Raw genomic sequence first — 16087 nt, 5'->3', positions numbered from 1 at the left:
TTGAAAACTGCAGATTAATGAAAGATGGGCTGGAACCCCGTTTTGGTCGGCACAGAGTGTCTGAGTGAGTGTGCCAGCGCGAGCGAGTTGCTGTGACGAGCCAAGGCGGGTGTTGCAGCACGTCCTGAGCATAAATGCCGGGATAAAACGCTTTTCCTCTTTCGCCGGGGCAACTATGCGCGGCTTCCTGCCTTGCACCCTCTGGGCCAGCTAAAGCTGTTCAAATTCGTTCCTGACGAATTTGTCGCCCTTATGCCTGCGGCAGGGCTCAGACACTCCCCGGCTCATTCAAAAAAGGTTTTATCCCTGTCAAGTGGGCTCAGTTTAGCTCATCTGCCGTTTCAACAATTAAGCGGCGAAACCAGATATGGCTGGCGTCCTGGTGCAGCAACGGGCTCCAAATCATCTTCAGCTCAATGGATGGTATAGCAAACGGTGGGTCCATAATGGCCATGCTACTATCATTCTCGTACAGGCGGGCGGCCCGGCTGGGCAGAGTGGCAATTAAATCTATGCCTACGGCTAAGTGCATTGCCACATGGTAGTTGCGGGTAAATACCGAGATGCTGCGCTGCTTGCCGAGTTTAGCCAGGGCTTCATCCACCCAGCCCAGTTTTTGCACGTCTTTGGGGTCCATACCCACACCCACGCCAAAGCCTGTTTTACTTACCCAAATATGTTGTGCTTTTAAGTAACTGTCTAAATTAAAGTTTTTCAGTACCGGGTTTTGTGTGTTAATTAAGCAAGAGAAACTGTCGCGCCATACCGTTTTTTGGTGGAATGATTGCGGCAACTGATCAAAACGGTTGATCGCCATATCCACTTTGCCGTTTTCGACGTCATGAAAGGTTACGTCTGACGGCGTCATAATATCCAGGCTGGTATGCGGCGCTTGTACGCGCATTTTCTTCAGTAATGCTGGTATTAAGGTAGATGCCGCATAGTCACTGGCCATAATACGGAATACCCGCTGGCTGTTAAGCGGCTCAAAATCTTTGTTCGGTTGCAGTGTTTCTTCCAGTGTTAACAATACACCGCGTACCACCGGTGCCAGTTCGCGGGCCCGTTCCGTTGGTACCATGCCGTCAGAAGTGCGCACCAGTATCGGATCATTAAGCAAGTCGCGCAGCCGTTTTAAGCCGTTACTCATGGCTGGCTGGGTGATATTAAGCCTGCTGGCGGCGCGGGTCACATTTTTTTCGCGCAGCAGCACATCCAGGTAAACCAGCAAATTTAAATCCATTTTATTAATATTCATTAGTTAAATAACCCGGCGATATTTCATAACTGAACTGAATCATAGCATTAGCGCAGTAGCCAGCGTCAAGCTGACTTTGGTATTAGTTTCGTGAATGGTCAGCATCACAAAAATCACCTTTATGAATTTCAAAATTGAAACCTATAGTGTAATGCAACAGGTTATACATCAGCCTGATAACAGTCAGCGTCCGGCAAGCCGGGCAATAAGCAAAAGAGGATACTGCTATGTCAGCTTACCAAGATGCAATACAACAAATCGCGCAGTTACGTCAGAAAAATGGCGACACCTGGAGTGCGATAAACCCTGAGTCTGCTGCCAGAATGCGGGCGCAAAACCGTTTTCATACCGGGCTGGATATTGCCAGATACACTGCCAAAATTATGCGTGCAGATATGGCTGCCTATGATGCAGACAGCAGCCAGTACACGCAATCTTTAGGGTGCTGGCACGGCTTTGTCGGGCAGCAAAAACTGATCGCTATTAAGAAACATTTCGGTACTACCAAACGTAAATACCTGTATTTGTCCGGTTGGATGATAGCAGCACTGCGTTCTGAGTTTGGCCCGCTGCCAGATCAATCTATGCATGAAAAAACTGCTGTGCCAGCGTTAATTGAAGAGCTGTATACCTTTTTAAAGCAGGCCGATGCCCGTGAGTTGGGTGGCTTGTTCCGTGAGCTGGATGCGGCGAAGGCTGCAGGTGACAGCACTAAAGCTGCTGCTGTACAAAGCAAAATTGATAACTTTGAAACTCATGTAGTGCCGATTATTGCCGACATTGATGCCGGTTTTGGTAATGAAGAAGCTACTTATTTACTGGCAAAGAAAATGATAGAAGCCGGTGCCTGTGCAATTCAGATTGAAAACCAGGTGTCGGACGAGAAACAGTGCGGCCATCAGGATGGCAAAGTTACTGTACCGCATGCTGACTTTCTGGCGAAAATTAACGCCGTGCGTTATGCCTTTTTAGAGCTGGGCGTGGATGACGGCATTATCGTCGCCCGCACCGACTCCTTAGGCGCCGGGTTAACCAAACAAATTGCAGTTACTAACACGCCTGGTGACCTGGGCGATTTATACAACAGCTTCTTAGACGGCGACGTGATCAGCGGCGCGGACGATATTGCCAACGGCGATGTAGTAGTAAAAGCCAACGGTAAGCTGTTAAAGCCTAAACGCTTAGCCAGTGGCCTGTTCCAGTTTAAGCAGGGCAGCGGGGTTGACCGTGTGGTACTGGATTGTATTACCTCACTGCAGCACGGCGCCGATTTACTGTGGATAGAAACCGAAAAGCCGCACGTTGGCCAGATAGCCGAGATGGTAAACCGCATTCGAGAAGTGGTGCCTAACGCCAAGTTGGTGTACAACAACAGCCCAAGCTTTAACTGGACGTTAAACTTCCGCCAGCAGGTATTTGATGCCTGGAAAAACGCTGGTAAAGATGTGTCAGCTTATGACCGTGCGTTGCTAATGAGTGCCGATTACGACACAACAGAACTGGCGTTGGAAGCCGATAACCGTATTCGTACCTTTCAGGCTGATGCGGCGCGGGAGGCGGGTATTTTCCATCACCTGATCACCTTGCCAACTTACCATACTGCAGCCTTGTCTACCGACAATCTGGCGAAGGAGTACTTTGGTGCGGCCGGTATGCTGGGTTATGTTGCAGGTGTGCAGCGTAAAGAAATCCGTCAGGGCATTGCCTGTGTTAAACATCAGAATATGTCAGGCTCTGATGTGGGCGATGATCATAAAGAGTATTTTTCTGGTGAGGCTGCGTTAAAAGCCGGTGGTACGCATAACACTATGAATCAGTTTTAACTGCTGAGTGTTAAGTTTTGAGTTAATTGCCGTTTCAGTTTTACACTACGTGGTCAGGCAACTGACAGTTTGGGCAGCCATTGGCTGCCTTTTTTTATACTCAGCGTAGCGGTATATACTCTCATGCATAGTTTATGAAGCTTAGTTTACTACTACAGTAAAATTTTCTCTTTGCCCCGACTGCAAGGCATTGTATAAAGGTTATACCGCCATATTTCTGTTTTTGCTTAATCATTACCAATGAAGTATGTATTTGATGAATTTGAACTTGATAGCACGGCTTTTACTGTCAGGACAAAACATCAGCTTGCTGAAATAGAGCCCCGCTCAGTTGAGCTGATATCGTATTTAATACAGACCTGGCCTGATTACTGCTGCGCTCAGCAGTTGTTAGATGTTTTATGGCCAGATACAGTGGTATCAGCATGGTCGTTATCCCGTTTAGTGTCTGACAGCCGTAAAGCTTTCAGACAATTTGGCTATCAGGGGCCAGTGATACAAACGATGCACGGTAAAGGGTACAGATTGGCACCTGAGCTGGCAGCAAAGTTGCGTTCTCGCCACAATATAAAAAATATAGACGCCGATACCGGAAGTTCTTTCCTTTCAGGCCGGCAATGGGTGATTGCCGGTATCATGTTTATGCTGGTACTCGGTATATTGTCATTATTTTTGTTTACGCAGCACTATGACAGTGTTCCCGTGCAGGCTGAACTTGGCAGATCTGAACCTGCCAATACTCTTGGCCGGGTACTGTGGGTTGATGATCACCCGGATAATAACAGCTCTGAGGTCGCTTATCTTAAGCAGAATAATATAGCGGTATATCTGGCCACAAATACTGAAGATGCATTGGTGTTGTTGTCTTTATATCAGTATGACGCTGTAATTTCTGATATGGGACGTGATAATGATCCTCTGGCGGGTTTAAGATTGTTGCAAAGAATGCGACAAAAACAGATTGAAACAGCCTTTATCGTTTACACCTTGCTCTCTGAACACAGTAAACCGGATGTTCTTAAAGCCCATAGTGCACATGGCAGTGTGGCAAAACCACAAGAGCTTTACCAACTCCTCTGGCCTCTGCTATTTGAAAAAGATTATGAAAATTTAAATTAAGTTATTGATATTTATAGATTCAAAAGAAATCACAAATAAAGATCCACGGTAGTATTCTTACTTTTTTTATTCTTCGTATACTTGAAAATGAACTGTGGCTGAATGCCCGGGATGTTGATGTACAAACAGAGGAATGTGAAGTATGGGAATATTGCAAAAGAAGATACTTGTTGTTGCAGCATCGGCATTGATGCTCTGTGCCTGTGGCTCAGATGACGATGATGCAGTAGCGGATGCAGGTGCAAATTTCAACCTGAAAGAGCGGCGTTCGGTTGTTGTCAGCGGTGCTAAAGCCAGCGGTGAAGGGGAGGTTACTGTAAACTGGAGCCAGGTATCCGGGCCAGCGTTAGTGTTATCGGGTTCCGATACATTAACTCCTACAGTAACGGCACCCTCTGTTGATGCAGATGCTCAAGCCGTATTGCGTTTAACCGTAACAGACTCAAAAGGCCAGACAGCAACCGACGAAGTTACTGTAGCGCTGATAAACAATACTCCGCCGCAAATTAGCGCAACTTTTACTCCTGTAGCTGAAAAAAGCGCAGCGACCTTAACAGCAACCATTACTGATGATGACGAAGTAGCAACGATAAGCTGGCTGCAAACAGCTGGCCCGTCAGTGACGTTAACAGGAGCAGACAGCGCAGAAATCAGCTTTGCTGCTCCTGCAGTTACGGTGGCAACTACGCTGACGTTTACTATAACCGCAACGGATGACGATAATGACACGTCACAGGTTGAAAGCAGCGTTACGGTAGAACCTAATCTGCTGGCTTTTGCATTGGATGGTACGGTGAGCGGTGCGTCGTTTAGCGGTGGGGCTGTTGTTATTTCAGGAGCCGCTGAGCCAGTAATGGTTACGGTAGATGAGAGTGGCAGTTTCAGTGCTGAGCTTAATTTGGACGATGATCTGCTGGATATCGTTGTGTCTTTGCAGGTTACGTCGGCTACTAATTCTGCTCTGCGTTACAGTGCAATATACAGCGGCTTTGCTGATGCAGAACCCATTGTAGCCAGCACAGCCAGAAGTAAATCCGCTGCTGATAAAGTAAAAGCACAGGCTGATGGTAGTAATGTCGTATCTGTAAATGCCGTATCGACAGCGCTTTATGCCTTACTGGTTAGTGCGAACAATGGTGCGGTGCCGGCTAATATTGAACAACTGGTATTTACTGAAAAATCCGTAGATGCACAGGCGCTGGTAGAAGCTGCGGCAATAATAAAAATCTTTACTGATAACCCTGCACTTGCCCTGCCAGAAGGCGTTACCGATTTGACCGGTTTGCTGGTAAATGTTGCTGCTTATAATCAGGTGGTTGAGCAGATTAACGCCGATAGTCCTGAGCTTATAGCCCAGACTATTACAGCCATTGCCGAAGATCCTGTTTTAACACCGCCTTTGGCAACCGGTGCTGTGCCTTCGTTGTATTTCCAGACTCCGCGTGCTGCCACAGGCTTTGTTACCCGCTCTGGCGAGCGCTGGCAATTTGACAGTGACGGTAAAGGAAGCCGGACGACAACGACAGGTAGCTATGTTTATAACTGGACACTCAACAACGGTAAGATTGACGTTGCTTATACCAACCCGGTTATTTCAGTAAGTTTTGAAATGCCGGTTGTAGGGCTTGCCGGGTTAAGCCAACAACAGGTGAACGCGTTGCTGGCTGACAATTATAATCAGGTTGAGGTAAGGCGTAGCGCTTCTGGTTCAGTGTTAACCCGCACTACGCAAGGGCAGGCGCTTGATACTTACCGGATAGTCAGTCAGAGTGCGGAAAGTATTCAGCCCTTAAATACCAGCGAGGGGCTCATTACTGCCCCGGGCACTGTGCGTGAAAGCATTGGCAATATTATGATGCGTAAAGTTGTCAGTGCCTCAGCCTCAACATTCACTGCAGAGACTATGCCTGGTGTCTGGGCGATGAACTCTTACTTCAGTAAAATGTTTGCCAATGGCACCGGAACAGATTTCTATCTGGATCCATTGCAATTTAATGCCGATGGCAGCGGGGTAGGCCTGGATACTGAACGTGAATTTGACTGGAGCATTGCCGACGGACAGCTGACATTAGACTTTGCCGATGGTACAAGCCTGGTGAAACAAATTCTTGATCAGTCTGGTACAGATTTTTCAGTGTTTACTATTGCTTATGATGTAGCAGGTGAACTGATTGGTTCTCGTGCTGACTATGGTTTTAAAGTTGACGAAACTGCCAGCTTTGCTACCACAGCATTTGTCAACCCAACAGGTAAATATTGGCAAACTACGATAAACCAGTGGACCTTTAACAGTTGGACTGATGGCCGCATGGTGTTTTGTAGTGGCAATAATACCAATGAGCAAGGTGGATGCAATTTTGGTAGCAACTATTTTGGCTGGCAGTTTGATAGTAATGCTACCGGCTGGCAGGCCAGCAGTTACCTTAATTTACCGCCGGCATTTGAGCGTGCCTATGCTGCTAACGAAGCGTTAAACTGGGAGCTTAAAGACGATGCAACACTGAGCTTCAATTATGCGGTATGTAACTTTGATGCACAGCAGTCATGCCGGTTACGTGAGTGGCAACTGCTGAAAGTAGAGCAGGGCGTGCTTGGTACCAGGATATATGTAATTGAGGAAGATTTTATTCGTTTTAACCAGCAAAGTGACTTTGGTTTGTGGATTGGCACCAGAATGAATATTTATGAACAAATAGATTTTGATTACTGGAACAGCAGCCTGGCAACAGTTAGTACGGCTGCGGTAAAAACAAGAGTTGCAGAGCGTAAGGTACTTTACCCTGGCTGGCAACCGGACACTGTGAAGTAATTTTGACAACGCCAGCGGAAGCTGGCGTTGCTTTATGTGATTAGTAGCGCTGCTTTACGTAATTAACCACATCCTGATATTTGTCCTGCACCAGACGAATATATTCATTAATTACTGCCCAATCACTCTCTTCCGCTGCTTTTTCCAGTTTCAGCGCCTCGTCGGCCAGAGCCAGTGCGCCGACACTTTTAGCAACTGACTTAAACTGATGCGCTAACGAGCGCACGGTACTACGATCCTGATTTTGCACTGCAATGGCCATATTGCTGAGCAGCTCAGCGGCATGCTTTACAAAGTAGTTCAGGTATTCTTCATGCTTGGCCGGGTTATTACCCAGAAAATTGGCAATAGTGGTAAAGCATATCGGCGAATTATTCTGGTTGTTTTCCTGGGTTGAGGTATGTGCTTTTTTCAGTTCAGCAGCGTGCGGTAACCAGCGGTTGAGCATGGTTTCCAGTGCAGCCAGTTCGATAGGTTTAGTGATATAGCCGTCCATGCCTACGCTCAGGCACTTTTGCTCTTCACCTTTGAGTGCATTGGCGGTTACTGCAACGATACGGGTAAACTCTGCGCCCTCACTTAAGTGCAGGCTTTCTTTGCGGATAGCGCTGGTCAGGTCGTAGCCACTCATATTGGGCATATGCAAATCTGTCAGTAACAGCGGATAGTGATACCGGCGCCATTTTTCCAGCGCTATAGCACCGTCATCGGCAACTTCTACGGCGTAACCCAGTGCATTTAACTGTTCAACAATTACGCGTTGGTTCATTAAATTATCTTCAGCCAGTAATACCAGGCGACGCTGTTTACGGGCCTCTTCTATCGAGGGCACCAGACGGTTTTGCTGTGGCTCGGCACTGGTATAAACCGGTTTGGTTTTACGCTTTGCGGCTATTAATACGGCATCAAATAAATGGCTGCGGCATATCGGTGAGCTGTGCAGATAGTACACCCTGTCGGTGCTGCGCTCTGACAATTCAATCTGATTGGTGATGACGACAAACTGCACCTGATTCATAGTGGGTAACTGTAGTAGTTGATCTACTTCATTCGCCGAGATTTGCTCATAAGTGGCGTCAAGCACCCACACTGCGGCTTGCTTCGGTGGTAATGGCTTCTGAGCCTGTGCTTTTTGTAGCAGGGTGTCAAAATGGGTGGCTACATCAAGTTCGGCACCGGTGCAGCTCAGATAATTATGCAAATGTGCCATGTTATGTGCGTCAGTGCTGAACAGGCACACATAAATATCACGTAGCAGTTCTTTATCCAGATATTGAATTTCATCTGAGCGGCGCATGGGTATACGTACAATAAACTCTGTACCCTGATCCACCTGGCTGTTAACACTGATATCTCCGTACATCAGTGTGGTTAAGCGCTGGCAAATAGATAAACCAAGGCCTGTGCCGCCAAATTTACGTGTAATGGAGCCCTCTGCCTGGTTAAATGGCTGAAATACATAGTTAATTTGTCGCTGAGTCATGCCTTTGCCATTGTCTGCGACACTAAACTGGATCTGGCTGAAATCCATGTTCTCTTCCAGCAGCTCTGCTTTAATAATAACCAGCCCGGTTTTCTCCGGCGTGGTCTGGGTAAATTTAATCGCGTTACCGGCCAGGTTATACAGAATTTGCCGTAACCGTACCGGGTCGCCGATCAGGCCATCCGGAATGCGTGGGTCAATAAACAGTTTCAGGTCAATTTGCCGCTGATGCGCTACTGATACCAGAATACGGCCGACGGCTTCAATAATATCTACCAGCGACAAGGGTATGGTTTCCAGTTGCAGCTTACCGGCTTCAATTTTTGAAAAGTCGAGAATATCATCCAGAATACGCAGCAATGAGAATGATGATTCACGTACTGTGTCTGTCATGCGGAACTGCGAGGTAGATAGCTGGGTTTTACGCAATAAATCAATGGTGCCAATAATACCATTCATCGGTGTGCGGATTTCATGACTCATAGTGGCGAGAAAGGTAGATTTGGCTTCGTTGGCTTTTTCTGCTGTTACTTTGGCAGTTTCCAGTGCATCGGTGCGCTCTTTAATGCGGGTTTCTACCTCCTGCTTCAGGTTTTTAATATTCTGCTCCGACGTGGCAAGGGCTTCCTGTGCATGCTCTATCCGGCGGAACAGCTGATTAATATAACTACCCAGCGTGCCATAGCTATCTTGTGCGTGGCTGTCAACGCTGCTGTTGTACAGATCTTTATCCAGCGCCTGGCGGGTGCCTGCTAATAAAGGTTTAATACGGCGGCTGAAAAAGCCTGAAATAGTGGTAGCAAACACTGCACTTAACACCAGCGCTAAGACTAAGCTTACGCCAACAGCAGCAAAAAAAGGCCAGCTTGGGCGCAGTTTTAACTGTTGTACGTAAATCAGGATCGCAGTTTGCTGCTCCGGTAAATTAATCAGCTGATTGACAATCAGATAATTACCCTGCTGCCAGGCACTGTCCTGCCATACAGGCTGGGGGACAAAACCCTGCACATTACTGGTATTGGCTATAAGTTCGGTCTGTTGATTGGGCAATGTCCGGTAAACATAAAGGGCACGCTCGCTGTTGCCATCACGGGTTTGAAACAACATTTGCTCGGTAGCTGCGGTATTGTTTTCTGCCAGCAGTGGTTGTAAAACGCGGCTTAGCAGGCGGCTGTCGGCTGTTAGCCGGTTTAGCTGTTGTTCGTTTAAGCCCGGCTCAGGTTGGTTTAGCCAGGCAAACAGCGCTGCCTGAGCAAATAAAATCAGCAGAGACAGTAAAGTCAGGCGCTTAAAAATCGGTTTACTAAACGACGTATTTTCCATTAGTTATCCAATATTTTGCTGTCAGCTTAGCAGACTTTATGCAGTGGCTGGCATTTTAACAACTTTTTGTAATTTAGGTAGCCAGTCCTGCTTTTTGCTGTTTATTGTAGCGGGTTGTACAACTAATAGGCTAACGCACCGGCAGCGTTAAAATATCTGTTGACTTAAGATCGTAAAATCCGTTTAATACGACCCGCGTTGCCCAGATAGCTCAGTCGGTAGAGCAGCGGATTGAAAATCCGCGTGTCCCTGGTTCGATTCCGGGTCTGGGCACCATCAGTTTTCGGTGCTCAAGTTGTATTAACGTAACAGTGTTATTTAACTTGTGTCACGTTGTCGCAGCCGCTTTAGCTCAGTTGGTAGAGCAACTGACTTGTAATCAGTAGGTCATCCGTTCGACTCGGATAAGCGGCACCATTTTGCGTCAGCCAGTTTTGCCCAGATAGCTCAGTCGGTAGAGCAGCGGATTGAAAATCCGCGTGTCCCTGGTTCGATTCCGGGTCTGGGCACCATCCTTAAAAACCTCAACCATCCGGTTGGGGTTTTTTCGTTTAATACAGTCGAAAATCCGTTGAGCAGAAATAGGCAAACACCGGCTTCTTTGTTAAGCTCAGGCGGGCTATAACAACAAGAATCAGGGAGTTCCTCACGATGAAGCACGTTTTAAGTATCCTGGCCGTTTCCTTACTGGCTGCCTGTGGCAGCGAATCAAAAACTGATATTGCAACCCAACCCAATAGTGTAACCATGACAGAAGCTGCAAAAACTACCTTTTCCTATCCGCAAACCGCTAAAGGCGACGTGGTAGATAGCTATTTTGAACAAACAATTGCCGATCCGTACCGCTGGCTGGAAGACGATCGCAGCAGCGAAACAGAAGCCTGGGTAAAAGCGCAGAATAAAGTGACTTTTGATTATCTGGGGCAAATTCCATATCGTGAGCAGATAAAGCAAAAGCTGGCGGCATCTTGGAACTATGAAAAAGTAACGGCGCCCTTCAAAGAAGGCAAATACACCTACTTCTATAAGAATGACGGCCTGCAAAACCAATATGTTTTGTACCGCCAGCTTGAAGATGGCAGCAGTGAGGTGTTTTTAGATCCCAACACCTTTAGCAGTGACGGCACAACATCGCTGGCTGAGGTAAGTTTTTCCAAAGACGGTTCTATGCTGGCGTATTCTATTTCAGAAGGCGGCAGCGACTGGCGTAAAATTATCATTATCGATGTTGAAACTAAAAAGCCGCTGGAAACAGAGCTGACAGATGTTAAGTTCAGTAGCATCAGCTGGTTTGGTAACGAAGGTTTTTACTATTCCAGTTATGATAAGCCTGATGGCAGCGAACTGTCGGCAAAAACTGATCAACACAAACTGTATTACCATAAGCTTGGCAGTGCACAAAAAGATGACGTCGTTATTTTTGGCGGCACTGAGGCTCAAAAGCACCGCTACGTTGGCGCCTCGGTAACCGAAGATGATCGTTACCTGCTGATCTCTGCTGCGGTATCTACCTCCGGTAATAAATTGTTCCTAAAAGATTTAACCAACCCGGACAGCCCGTTGGTAACTATTTTGGATCACACCGACTCTGATACCGACTTACTGGATAACGACGGCAGTAAGCTGTTTCTGGTAACTAACCTAAACGCGCCGAATAAAAAAGTAGTTACGGTTGATGCCGCCAAACCGCAACCGGAGAACTGGCAGGATCTGATCCCGCAAACAGATAATGTACTTAGTGTATCAACCGGTGCAGGCTACATTTTTGCTGAATATATGGTTGATGCCATTGCCAAAGTGCAGCAGTACGATTACAACGGCAAACGGGTGCGTGATATTACGTTGCCTGGCGTGGGTAGTGTTGGTGGTTTTAGCGGTAAGAAAGATGACCAGACACTGTATTACACCTTTACCAACTATATTACGGCGCAAACTATTTATAGCTTCAGCCCGACTGACGGTAACTCAGCAGTTTACAGCAAATCAGGCGCCAAGTTCGACAGTGACAATTATGTATCTGAGCAGGTATTTTACAGCTCGAAAGATGGCACTAAAGTGCCGATGATTATCAGCTACAAAAAAGGCCTGAAACGTGACGGCAGCAACCCAACCATGCTATATGGCTATGGTGGTTTTAATGTGAGTTTGACCCCGGCGTTTAATATTCCCAATGCTGTGTGGATGGATCTGGGCGGAGTCTATGCGGTGCCAAGCCTGCGTGGTGGTGGCGAGTATGGCAAAGCCTGGCATCAGGCCGGTACACAATTGCAAAAGCAAAATGTGTTTGACGACTTTATTGCAGCTGCAGAGTATCTGCAAAAAGAAGGTTATACCTCTAAAGACAAGCTGGCTATTCGTGGTGGTTCTAATGGCGGTTTGTTAGTTGGCGCAGTAATGACACAACAGCCAGAGCTGATTAAAGTTGCGCTGCCGGCGGTGGGTGTACTCGACATGCTGCGCTATCACACCTTTACTGCCGGTGCTGGCTGGGCATATGACTATGGCACCAGTGAGCAAAGCAAAGAAATGTTTGAATATCTGCTGGCCTATTCTCCGGTGCATAACGTTAAAGCAGGCGTGGCGTATCCGGCAACCATGGTAACTACTGCCGATCATGATGATCGCGTAGTGCCTGCTCACTCATTTAAGTTTGCTGCTGAGTTACAGGCAAAAGATGCCGGGGTTAACCCGCAGCTTATCCGCATTGAAACCAACGCTGGCCATGGTGCCGGTACACCGGTATCAAAGCAGATTGAGCAAACGGCTGATATGGTAAGCTTTACACTGTATAACATGGGCTATAAGCAATTGCCTTAACCGGCTTAGCAACGATAAGAACCCGCTGTGACAGGCGGGTTCTTTGTTTTTATCAGAACGGTTTCAGACAGCATGGTGTTTATCTAAGGTTGATATTGTAAAGATTAGCGCTTCGTTTTACACTGCGTGCCCTTTTTTAAATGTGTACGCCAGCCTGTTATGTAAGCCTTGCAACGGTTATGCTGGTCTGGTTTTATCACATACAGACAACACAAAGTTCAGGAGCAGGACAATGGCAAAAAAAGCAGTGATCCTGGTATTAGATAGCTTTGGTATTGGCTATGCACCGGATGCCGATAAGTTTGGTGATGTTGGCGCTAATACCTTTGCCAGTATTGCAAAAGCCTTTCATGTGCAAAAAGGCCGCCAGCTGGCGTTGCCTAATCTGGCGCAGCTGGGTTTGGTTAAGGCTGCCACCGCAGCCTCAAATGGCGTGCAGGCCGATGTAACCGGCGCCGGGGCAATAAGCGGCGCTTATGGCTATGCGCGTGAGCTAAGCAGTGGCAAAGACACGCCAAGCGGCCACTGGGAAATAGCCGGTGTACCGGTACTGTTCGACTGGGGCTATTTCCATAATAAAACCGACAGTTTTCCAGCAGAGCTGATTAACGAGCTATGCCAGCGTACCGGTGTGCCCGGCATTCTGGGTAATTGTCATGCGTCGGGTACTGATATTCTGGTAAAGCTGGGTGATGAGCATATTAAAACCGGTAAACCGATTTGCTATACCTCGGCCGACAGCGTATTTCAGGTAGCCGCGCATGAAGAGCATTTTGGCCTGCAAAAACTGCTGGATTTTTGTCTGGTAGCACGCGAGTTGTTAGATAAATATAACATTGGCCGTGTTATTGCCAGGCCATTTTTGGGCGACAGTGCCAGTAACTATGCCCGCACAGGCAACCGCCGTGACTATTCAGTTCTGCCACCGGCACCAACCGTATTGGACAAGCTGACGAGTGCAGGCGGTAAGGTGATCAGCATTGGTAAAATTGCTGACATTTATGCTCATCAGGGCATTAGTGAAAGTTTAAAAGCCACCGGCCTTGAAGCACTGGTAGACAAAACGCTGGCACAAATGGCAAAGCAGGCTGACAACAGCATTATTTTTACCAATTTAGTAGATTTTGACCAGAATTTTGGTCATCGCCGTGATCCTATCGGTTATGGCGAGGCGCTGGAATACTTCGACAGCCGCCTGCCTGAGTTGATGGCAGCCTGTGGCGACGACACCTTAATGATCCTGACAGCAGATCACGGTTGCGATCCAACCTGGCACGGTACAGAGCATACGCGTGAATATATTCCGCTGCTGGCCTATAAAAATGGCATAAAGGACATTAATTTAGGCGAGCGCATGAGCTTTGCTGACATTGGCCAGACGCTGGCCGGCTATTTTGAGCTGGAGGCCATGGCTTATGGCGACTCCTTTTTAGATAAAATTAACTAAGAGATTTTTATGGCAACTCCGCATATTAATGCGCCAGAAGGCGCTTTTGCTGAAACAGTACTCATGCCTGGCGATCCGCTGCGGGCCAAACATATTGCTGAAACTTTTTTAACCGATGCAGTGTGTGTTAATACCGTACGTAATATGTTTGGTTACACCGGCACTTATAAAGGTAAACCGGTAAGCGTGCTGGGCTCAGGTATGGGCGTACCGTCTATGTCTATTTATGCCACCGAGCTGGTGAAATTTTATGGTGTTAAAAATATTATCCGTATTGGCTCTTGTGGTGGCTTGCCATTGGACGTAAAAGTACGTGATGTGGTGATTGGCATGGGCGCCAGCACCGATTCCAGCGTAAACCGTAACCGCTTAGCCGGAATGGATTTTGCCGCTATTGCCAGTTTTAACCTGCTGGAAAAAGCGGTTGCTGCAGCCCGGGCAAAAAATATTAATGTCAAAGTAGGTAATGTTTTTACTTCAGATTTGTTCTACAACCCGGATGCAACTTTATTCGACACCCTGGAAAAATACGGCGTGCTGGCGGTAGAAATGGAAGCGGCCGGTTTGTATGGCGTGGCGGCAGAATACGGCATTAATGCACTGGCTATTTTTACCGTAAGCGACCATATCCGTACCGGCGAAGCACTAAGTGCTGAGCTGCGCCAGACCAGCTTTAATGAAATGGTTGAAGTAGCACTGGGCTGCTTATAATTTCCGTTTAACCGATTTTGCAGGGCAGACAGATGTCATTATCAAGCAATAAAATGTTTTATGTATCGTGGGAAGCGTTTCACCGTGCCACTAAAGAGCTGGCGCATCAATTGCTGGGGCAGGATTACAACGCCATAGTGGCAGTAAGCCGCGGTGGCCTGGTACCAGCCGCTATTTTGGCACGTGAGCTGAATATCCGTGTGGTAGACAGTATTTGTGTTGCCAGCTACGACCATGATAAACAAGGCAGCCTGAGCGTTTTAAAAGACGCCAGCCTGGCTGATTCTGACAAACTGCTGATTGTAGATGATCTGGTGGACACCGGTGAAACGGCAAAAGCCCTGCGTGAACATTTCCCTAAAGCTTGCTTTGTAACCGTGTATGCCAAGCCGCAGGGCAAGCCGCTGGTAGATAAATACGTAACAGATATCGAGCAGGACACCTGGATCCAACTGCCATGGGATATGGAACTGGCCTATAGCAAGCCATTGGCTGAGAAGTAAAGGTTTAGCCCCTGCGAACCGGATTGCCCACGCGAACACGCCGTAAACCCATCCCTGGGGGCTCGAATATAAACTTCGTCCATGAAGTTTACCCCTTCGGGCCAGCAGAGCTGTTCAAATTCGCTCCGGACGAATTTGTCAGCCCGTCCGGGGCTTCAACGGTTCGCTTAGGGCAATCCGGTTCTTGTCAGCTTAAAGTGCTGAATCTTTTTAGAGAGTAATTATGACCGCAATACAACAATTAACCCTGCACTTGCCGGACTGGATTAACGACGTAGTCGACTGGCAAAAAGTGTATCAAAACGACGATGAGAAAATGGCGCTGGCGGTAGAGCTGTCAAAACAAAACGTGCTGCGCGGCACCGGCGGCCCTTTTGGCAGTGCTATTTTTGACTGCGACAGCGGCAAACTGGTTAGCGTGGGTGTAAACCGGGTGGTGCCACTACATAACTCTACCGCGCATGGTGAGATGATGGCGATAATGCTGGCTGAGCAAAATGTGCAAAGCTTTAGCTTATCAAGCGATGGTGTGAAGCGGGAACTATTTACCTCATGTGAGCCCTGTGCCATGTGTTTAGGCGGTACTTTGTGGAGTGGGGTAAAGCGTTTGGTATGTGCTGCTACTGCTGAAGATGCCCGTGCTATCGGTTTTGATGAAGGCCCGGTATTTGCGCAGAGTTATCAGTATTTACGTGATGCCGGCGTTGAAGTGGTGCAACTGGTACAGCGTGATGCCGCCAACAGCGTGTTGCAAAATTATATTGGTAGCGGTGGTGCTATTTATAATGGTTAGG

At 47.5% G+C, this 16087-nt stretch carries 10 protein-coding genes and 3 tRNA genes; 11 read left to right on the top strand and 2 right to left on the bottom strand.

The window, feature by feature from the left end; translation table 11 throughout:
* Nucleotides 1-319: 319 nt before the first annotated feature.
* Nucleotides 320-1258, bottom strand: a complete 939-nt coding sequence (locus tag J3B89_RS00930) for a LysR family transcriptional regulator (RefSeq protein ID WP_215395640.1) — start codon at nt 1256-1258, stop codon at nt 320-322.
* A gap of 227 nt (nt 1259-1485) precedes the next feature.
* Here J3B89_RS00930 and J3B89_RS00925 point away from each other — a divergent pair, with 227 nt between their 5' ends.
* From J3B89_RS00925 to J3B89_RS00915, 3 genes are all read left to right on the top strand, one after another.
* A complete protein-coding gene (locus tag J3B89_RS00925; RefSeq protein WP_215395639.1) occupies nt 1486-3081 on the top strand; it encodes an isocitrate lyase in 1596 nt (531 codons plus the stop codon).
* 240 nt (nt 3082-3321) lie between these two features.
* Entirely contained in the window at nt 3322-4200 is an 879-nt protein-coding gene (locus J3B89_RS00920; protein WP_215395638.1) for a response regulator, read from the top strand.
* Between the two features lie 142 nt (nt 4201-4342).
* Entirely contained in the window at nt 4343-7009 is a 2667-nt protein-coding gene (locus J3B89_RS00915; protein ID WP_215395637.1) for a PKD domain-containing protein, read from the top strand.
* A 40-nt stretch (nt 7010-7049) separates the two neighbouring features.
* On the opposite strand, the gene J3B89_RS00910 is transcribed toward J3B89_RS00915, so the two are convergent.
* Nucleotides 7050-9815, bottom strand: a complete 2766-nt coding sequence (locus tag J3B89_RS00910) for a hybrid sensor histidine kinase/response regulator (protein WP_215395636.1) — start codon at nt 9813-9815, stop codon at nt 7050-7052.
* 200 nt (nt 9816-10015) lie between these two features.
* On the opposite strand from J3B89_RS00910, the gene J3B89_RS00905 reads away from it, so the two are divergent.
* From J3B89_RS00905 to J3B89_RS00870, 8 genes are all read left to right on the top strand, one after another.
* A tRNA-Phe gene (locus J3B89_RS00905) sits at nt 10016-10091 on the top strand.
* Between the two features lie 65 nt (nt 10092-10156).
* Nucleotides 10157-10232, top strand: a tRNA-Thr gene (locus J3B89_RS00900).
* 19 nt (nt 10233-10251) lie between these two features.
* Nucleotides 10252-10327, top strand: a tRNA-Phe gene (locus J3B89_RS00895).
* A 139-nt stretch (nt 10328-10466) separates the two neighbouring features.
* Nucleotides 10467-12632, top strand: a complete 2166-nt coding sequence (locus tag J3B89_RS00890) for a prolyl oligopeptidase family serine peptidase (RefSeq protein ID WP_215395635.1) — start codon at nt 10467-10469, stop codon at nt 12630-12632.
* Between the two features lie 232 nt (nt 12633-12864).
* The gene (locus J3B89_RS00885; protein ID WP_215395634.1) at nt 12865-14079 is read left to right on the top strand and encodes a phosphopentomutase; all 1215 of its coding nucleotides are present in this window, start codon (nt 12865-12867) and stop codon (nt 14077-14079) included.
* Between the two features lie 9 nt (nt 14080-14088).
* Nucleotides 14089-14790 (top strand): purine-nucleoside phosphorylase, encoded by a 702-nt coding sequence (gene deoD / locus J3B89_RS00880; protein ID WP_215395633.1) that lies wholly within the window; start codon nt 14089-14091, stop codon nt 14788-14790.
* Nucleotides 14791-14822: 32 nt separating this feature from the next.
* Nucleotides 14823-15293, top strand: a complete 471-nt coding sequence (gene gpt, locus J3B89_RS00875) for a xanthine phosphoribosyltransferase (RefSeq protein ID WP_215395632.1) — start codon at nt 14823-14825, stop codon at nt 15291-15293.
* Nucleotides 15294-15516: 223 nt separating this feature from the next.
* A complete protein-coding gene (locus tag J3B89_RS00870) occupies nt 15517-16086 on the top strand; it encodes a nucleoside deaminase (protein WP_215395631.1) in 570 nt (189 codons plus the stop codon).
* The last annotated feature ends 1 nt before the right edge of the window (nt 16087 follow it).

The organism is Rheinheimera oceanensis (genome assembly GCF_018831085.1).
GTDB lineage: Bacteria > Pseudomonadota > Gammaproteobacteria > Enterobacterales > Alteromonadaceae > Alishewanella > Alishewanella oceanensis.
The sequence above is the reverse complement of the archived record's forward strand: the minus strand, read 5'-3'. Positions and strand labels throughout refer to the sequence as shown.

Excerpts from the sequence above, each read along its gene's own strand:
- J3B89_RS00930 (WP_215395640.1), bottom strand. The coding sequence starts at position 1,258 with ATGAATATTAATAAAATGGATTTAAATTTGCTGGTTTACCTGGATGTG.
- J3B89_RS00925 (WP_215395639.1), top strand. The coding sequence starts at position 1,486 with ATGTCAGCTTACCAAGATGCAATACAACAAATCGCGCAGTTACGTCAG.
- J3B89_RS00920 (WP_215395638.1), top strand. The coding sequence starts at position 3,322 with ATGAAGTATGTATTTGATGAATTTGAACTTGATAGCACGGCTTTTACT.
- J3B89_RS00915 (WP_215395637.1), top strand. The coding sequence starts at position 4,343 with ATGGGAATATTGCAAAAGAAGATACTTGTTGTTGCAGCATCGGCATTG.
- J3B89_RS00910 (WP_215395636.1), bottom strand. The coding sequence starts at position 9,815 with ATGGAAAATACGTCGTTTAGTAAACCGATTTTTAAGCGCCTGACTTTA.
- J3B89_RS00890 (WP_215395635.1), top strand. The coding sequence starts at position 10,467 with ATGAAGCACGTTTTAAGTATCCTGGCCGTTTCCTTACTGGCTGCCTGT.
- J3B89_RS00885 (WP_215395634.1), top strand. The coding sequence starts at position 12,865 with ATGGCAAAAAAAGCAGTGATCCTGGTATTAGATAGCTTTGGTATTGGC.
- deoD (WP_215395633.1), top strand. The coding sequence starts at position 14,089 with ATGGCAACTCCGCATATTAATGCGCCAGAAGGCGCTTTTGCTGAAACA.
- gpt (WP_215395632.1), top strand. The coding sequence starts at position 14,823 with ATGTCATTATCAAGCAATAAAATGTTTTATGTATCGTGGGAAGCGTTT.
- J3B89_RS00870 (WP_215395631.1), top strand. The coding sequence starts at position 15,517 with ATGACCGCAATACAACAATTAACCCTGCACTTGCCGGACTGGATTAAC.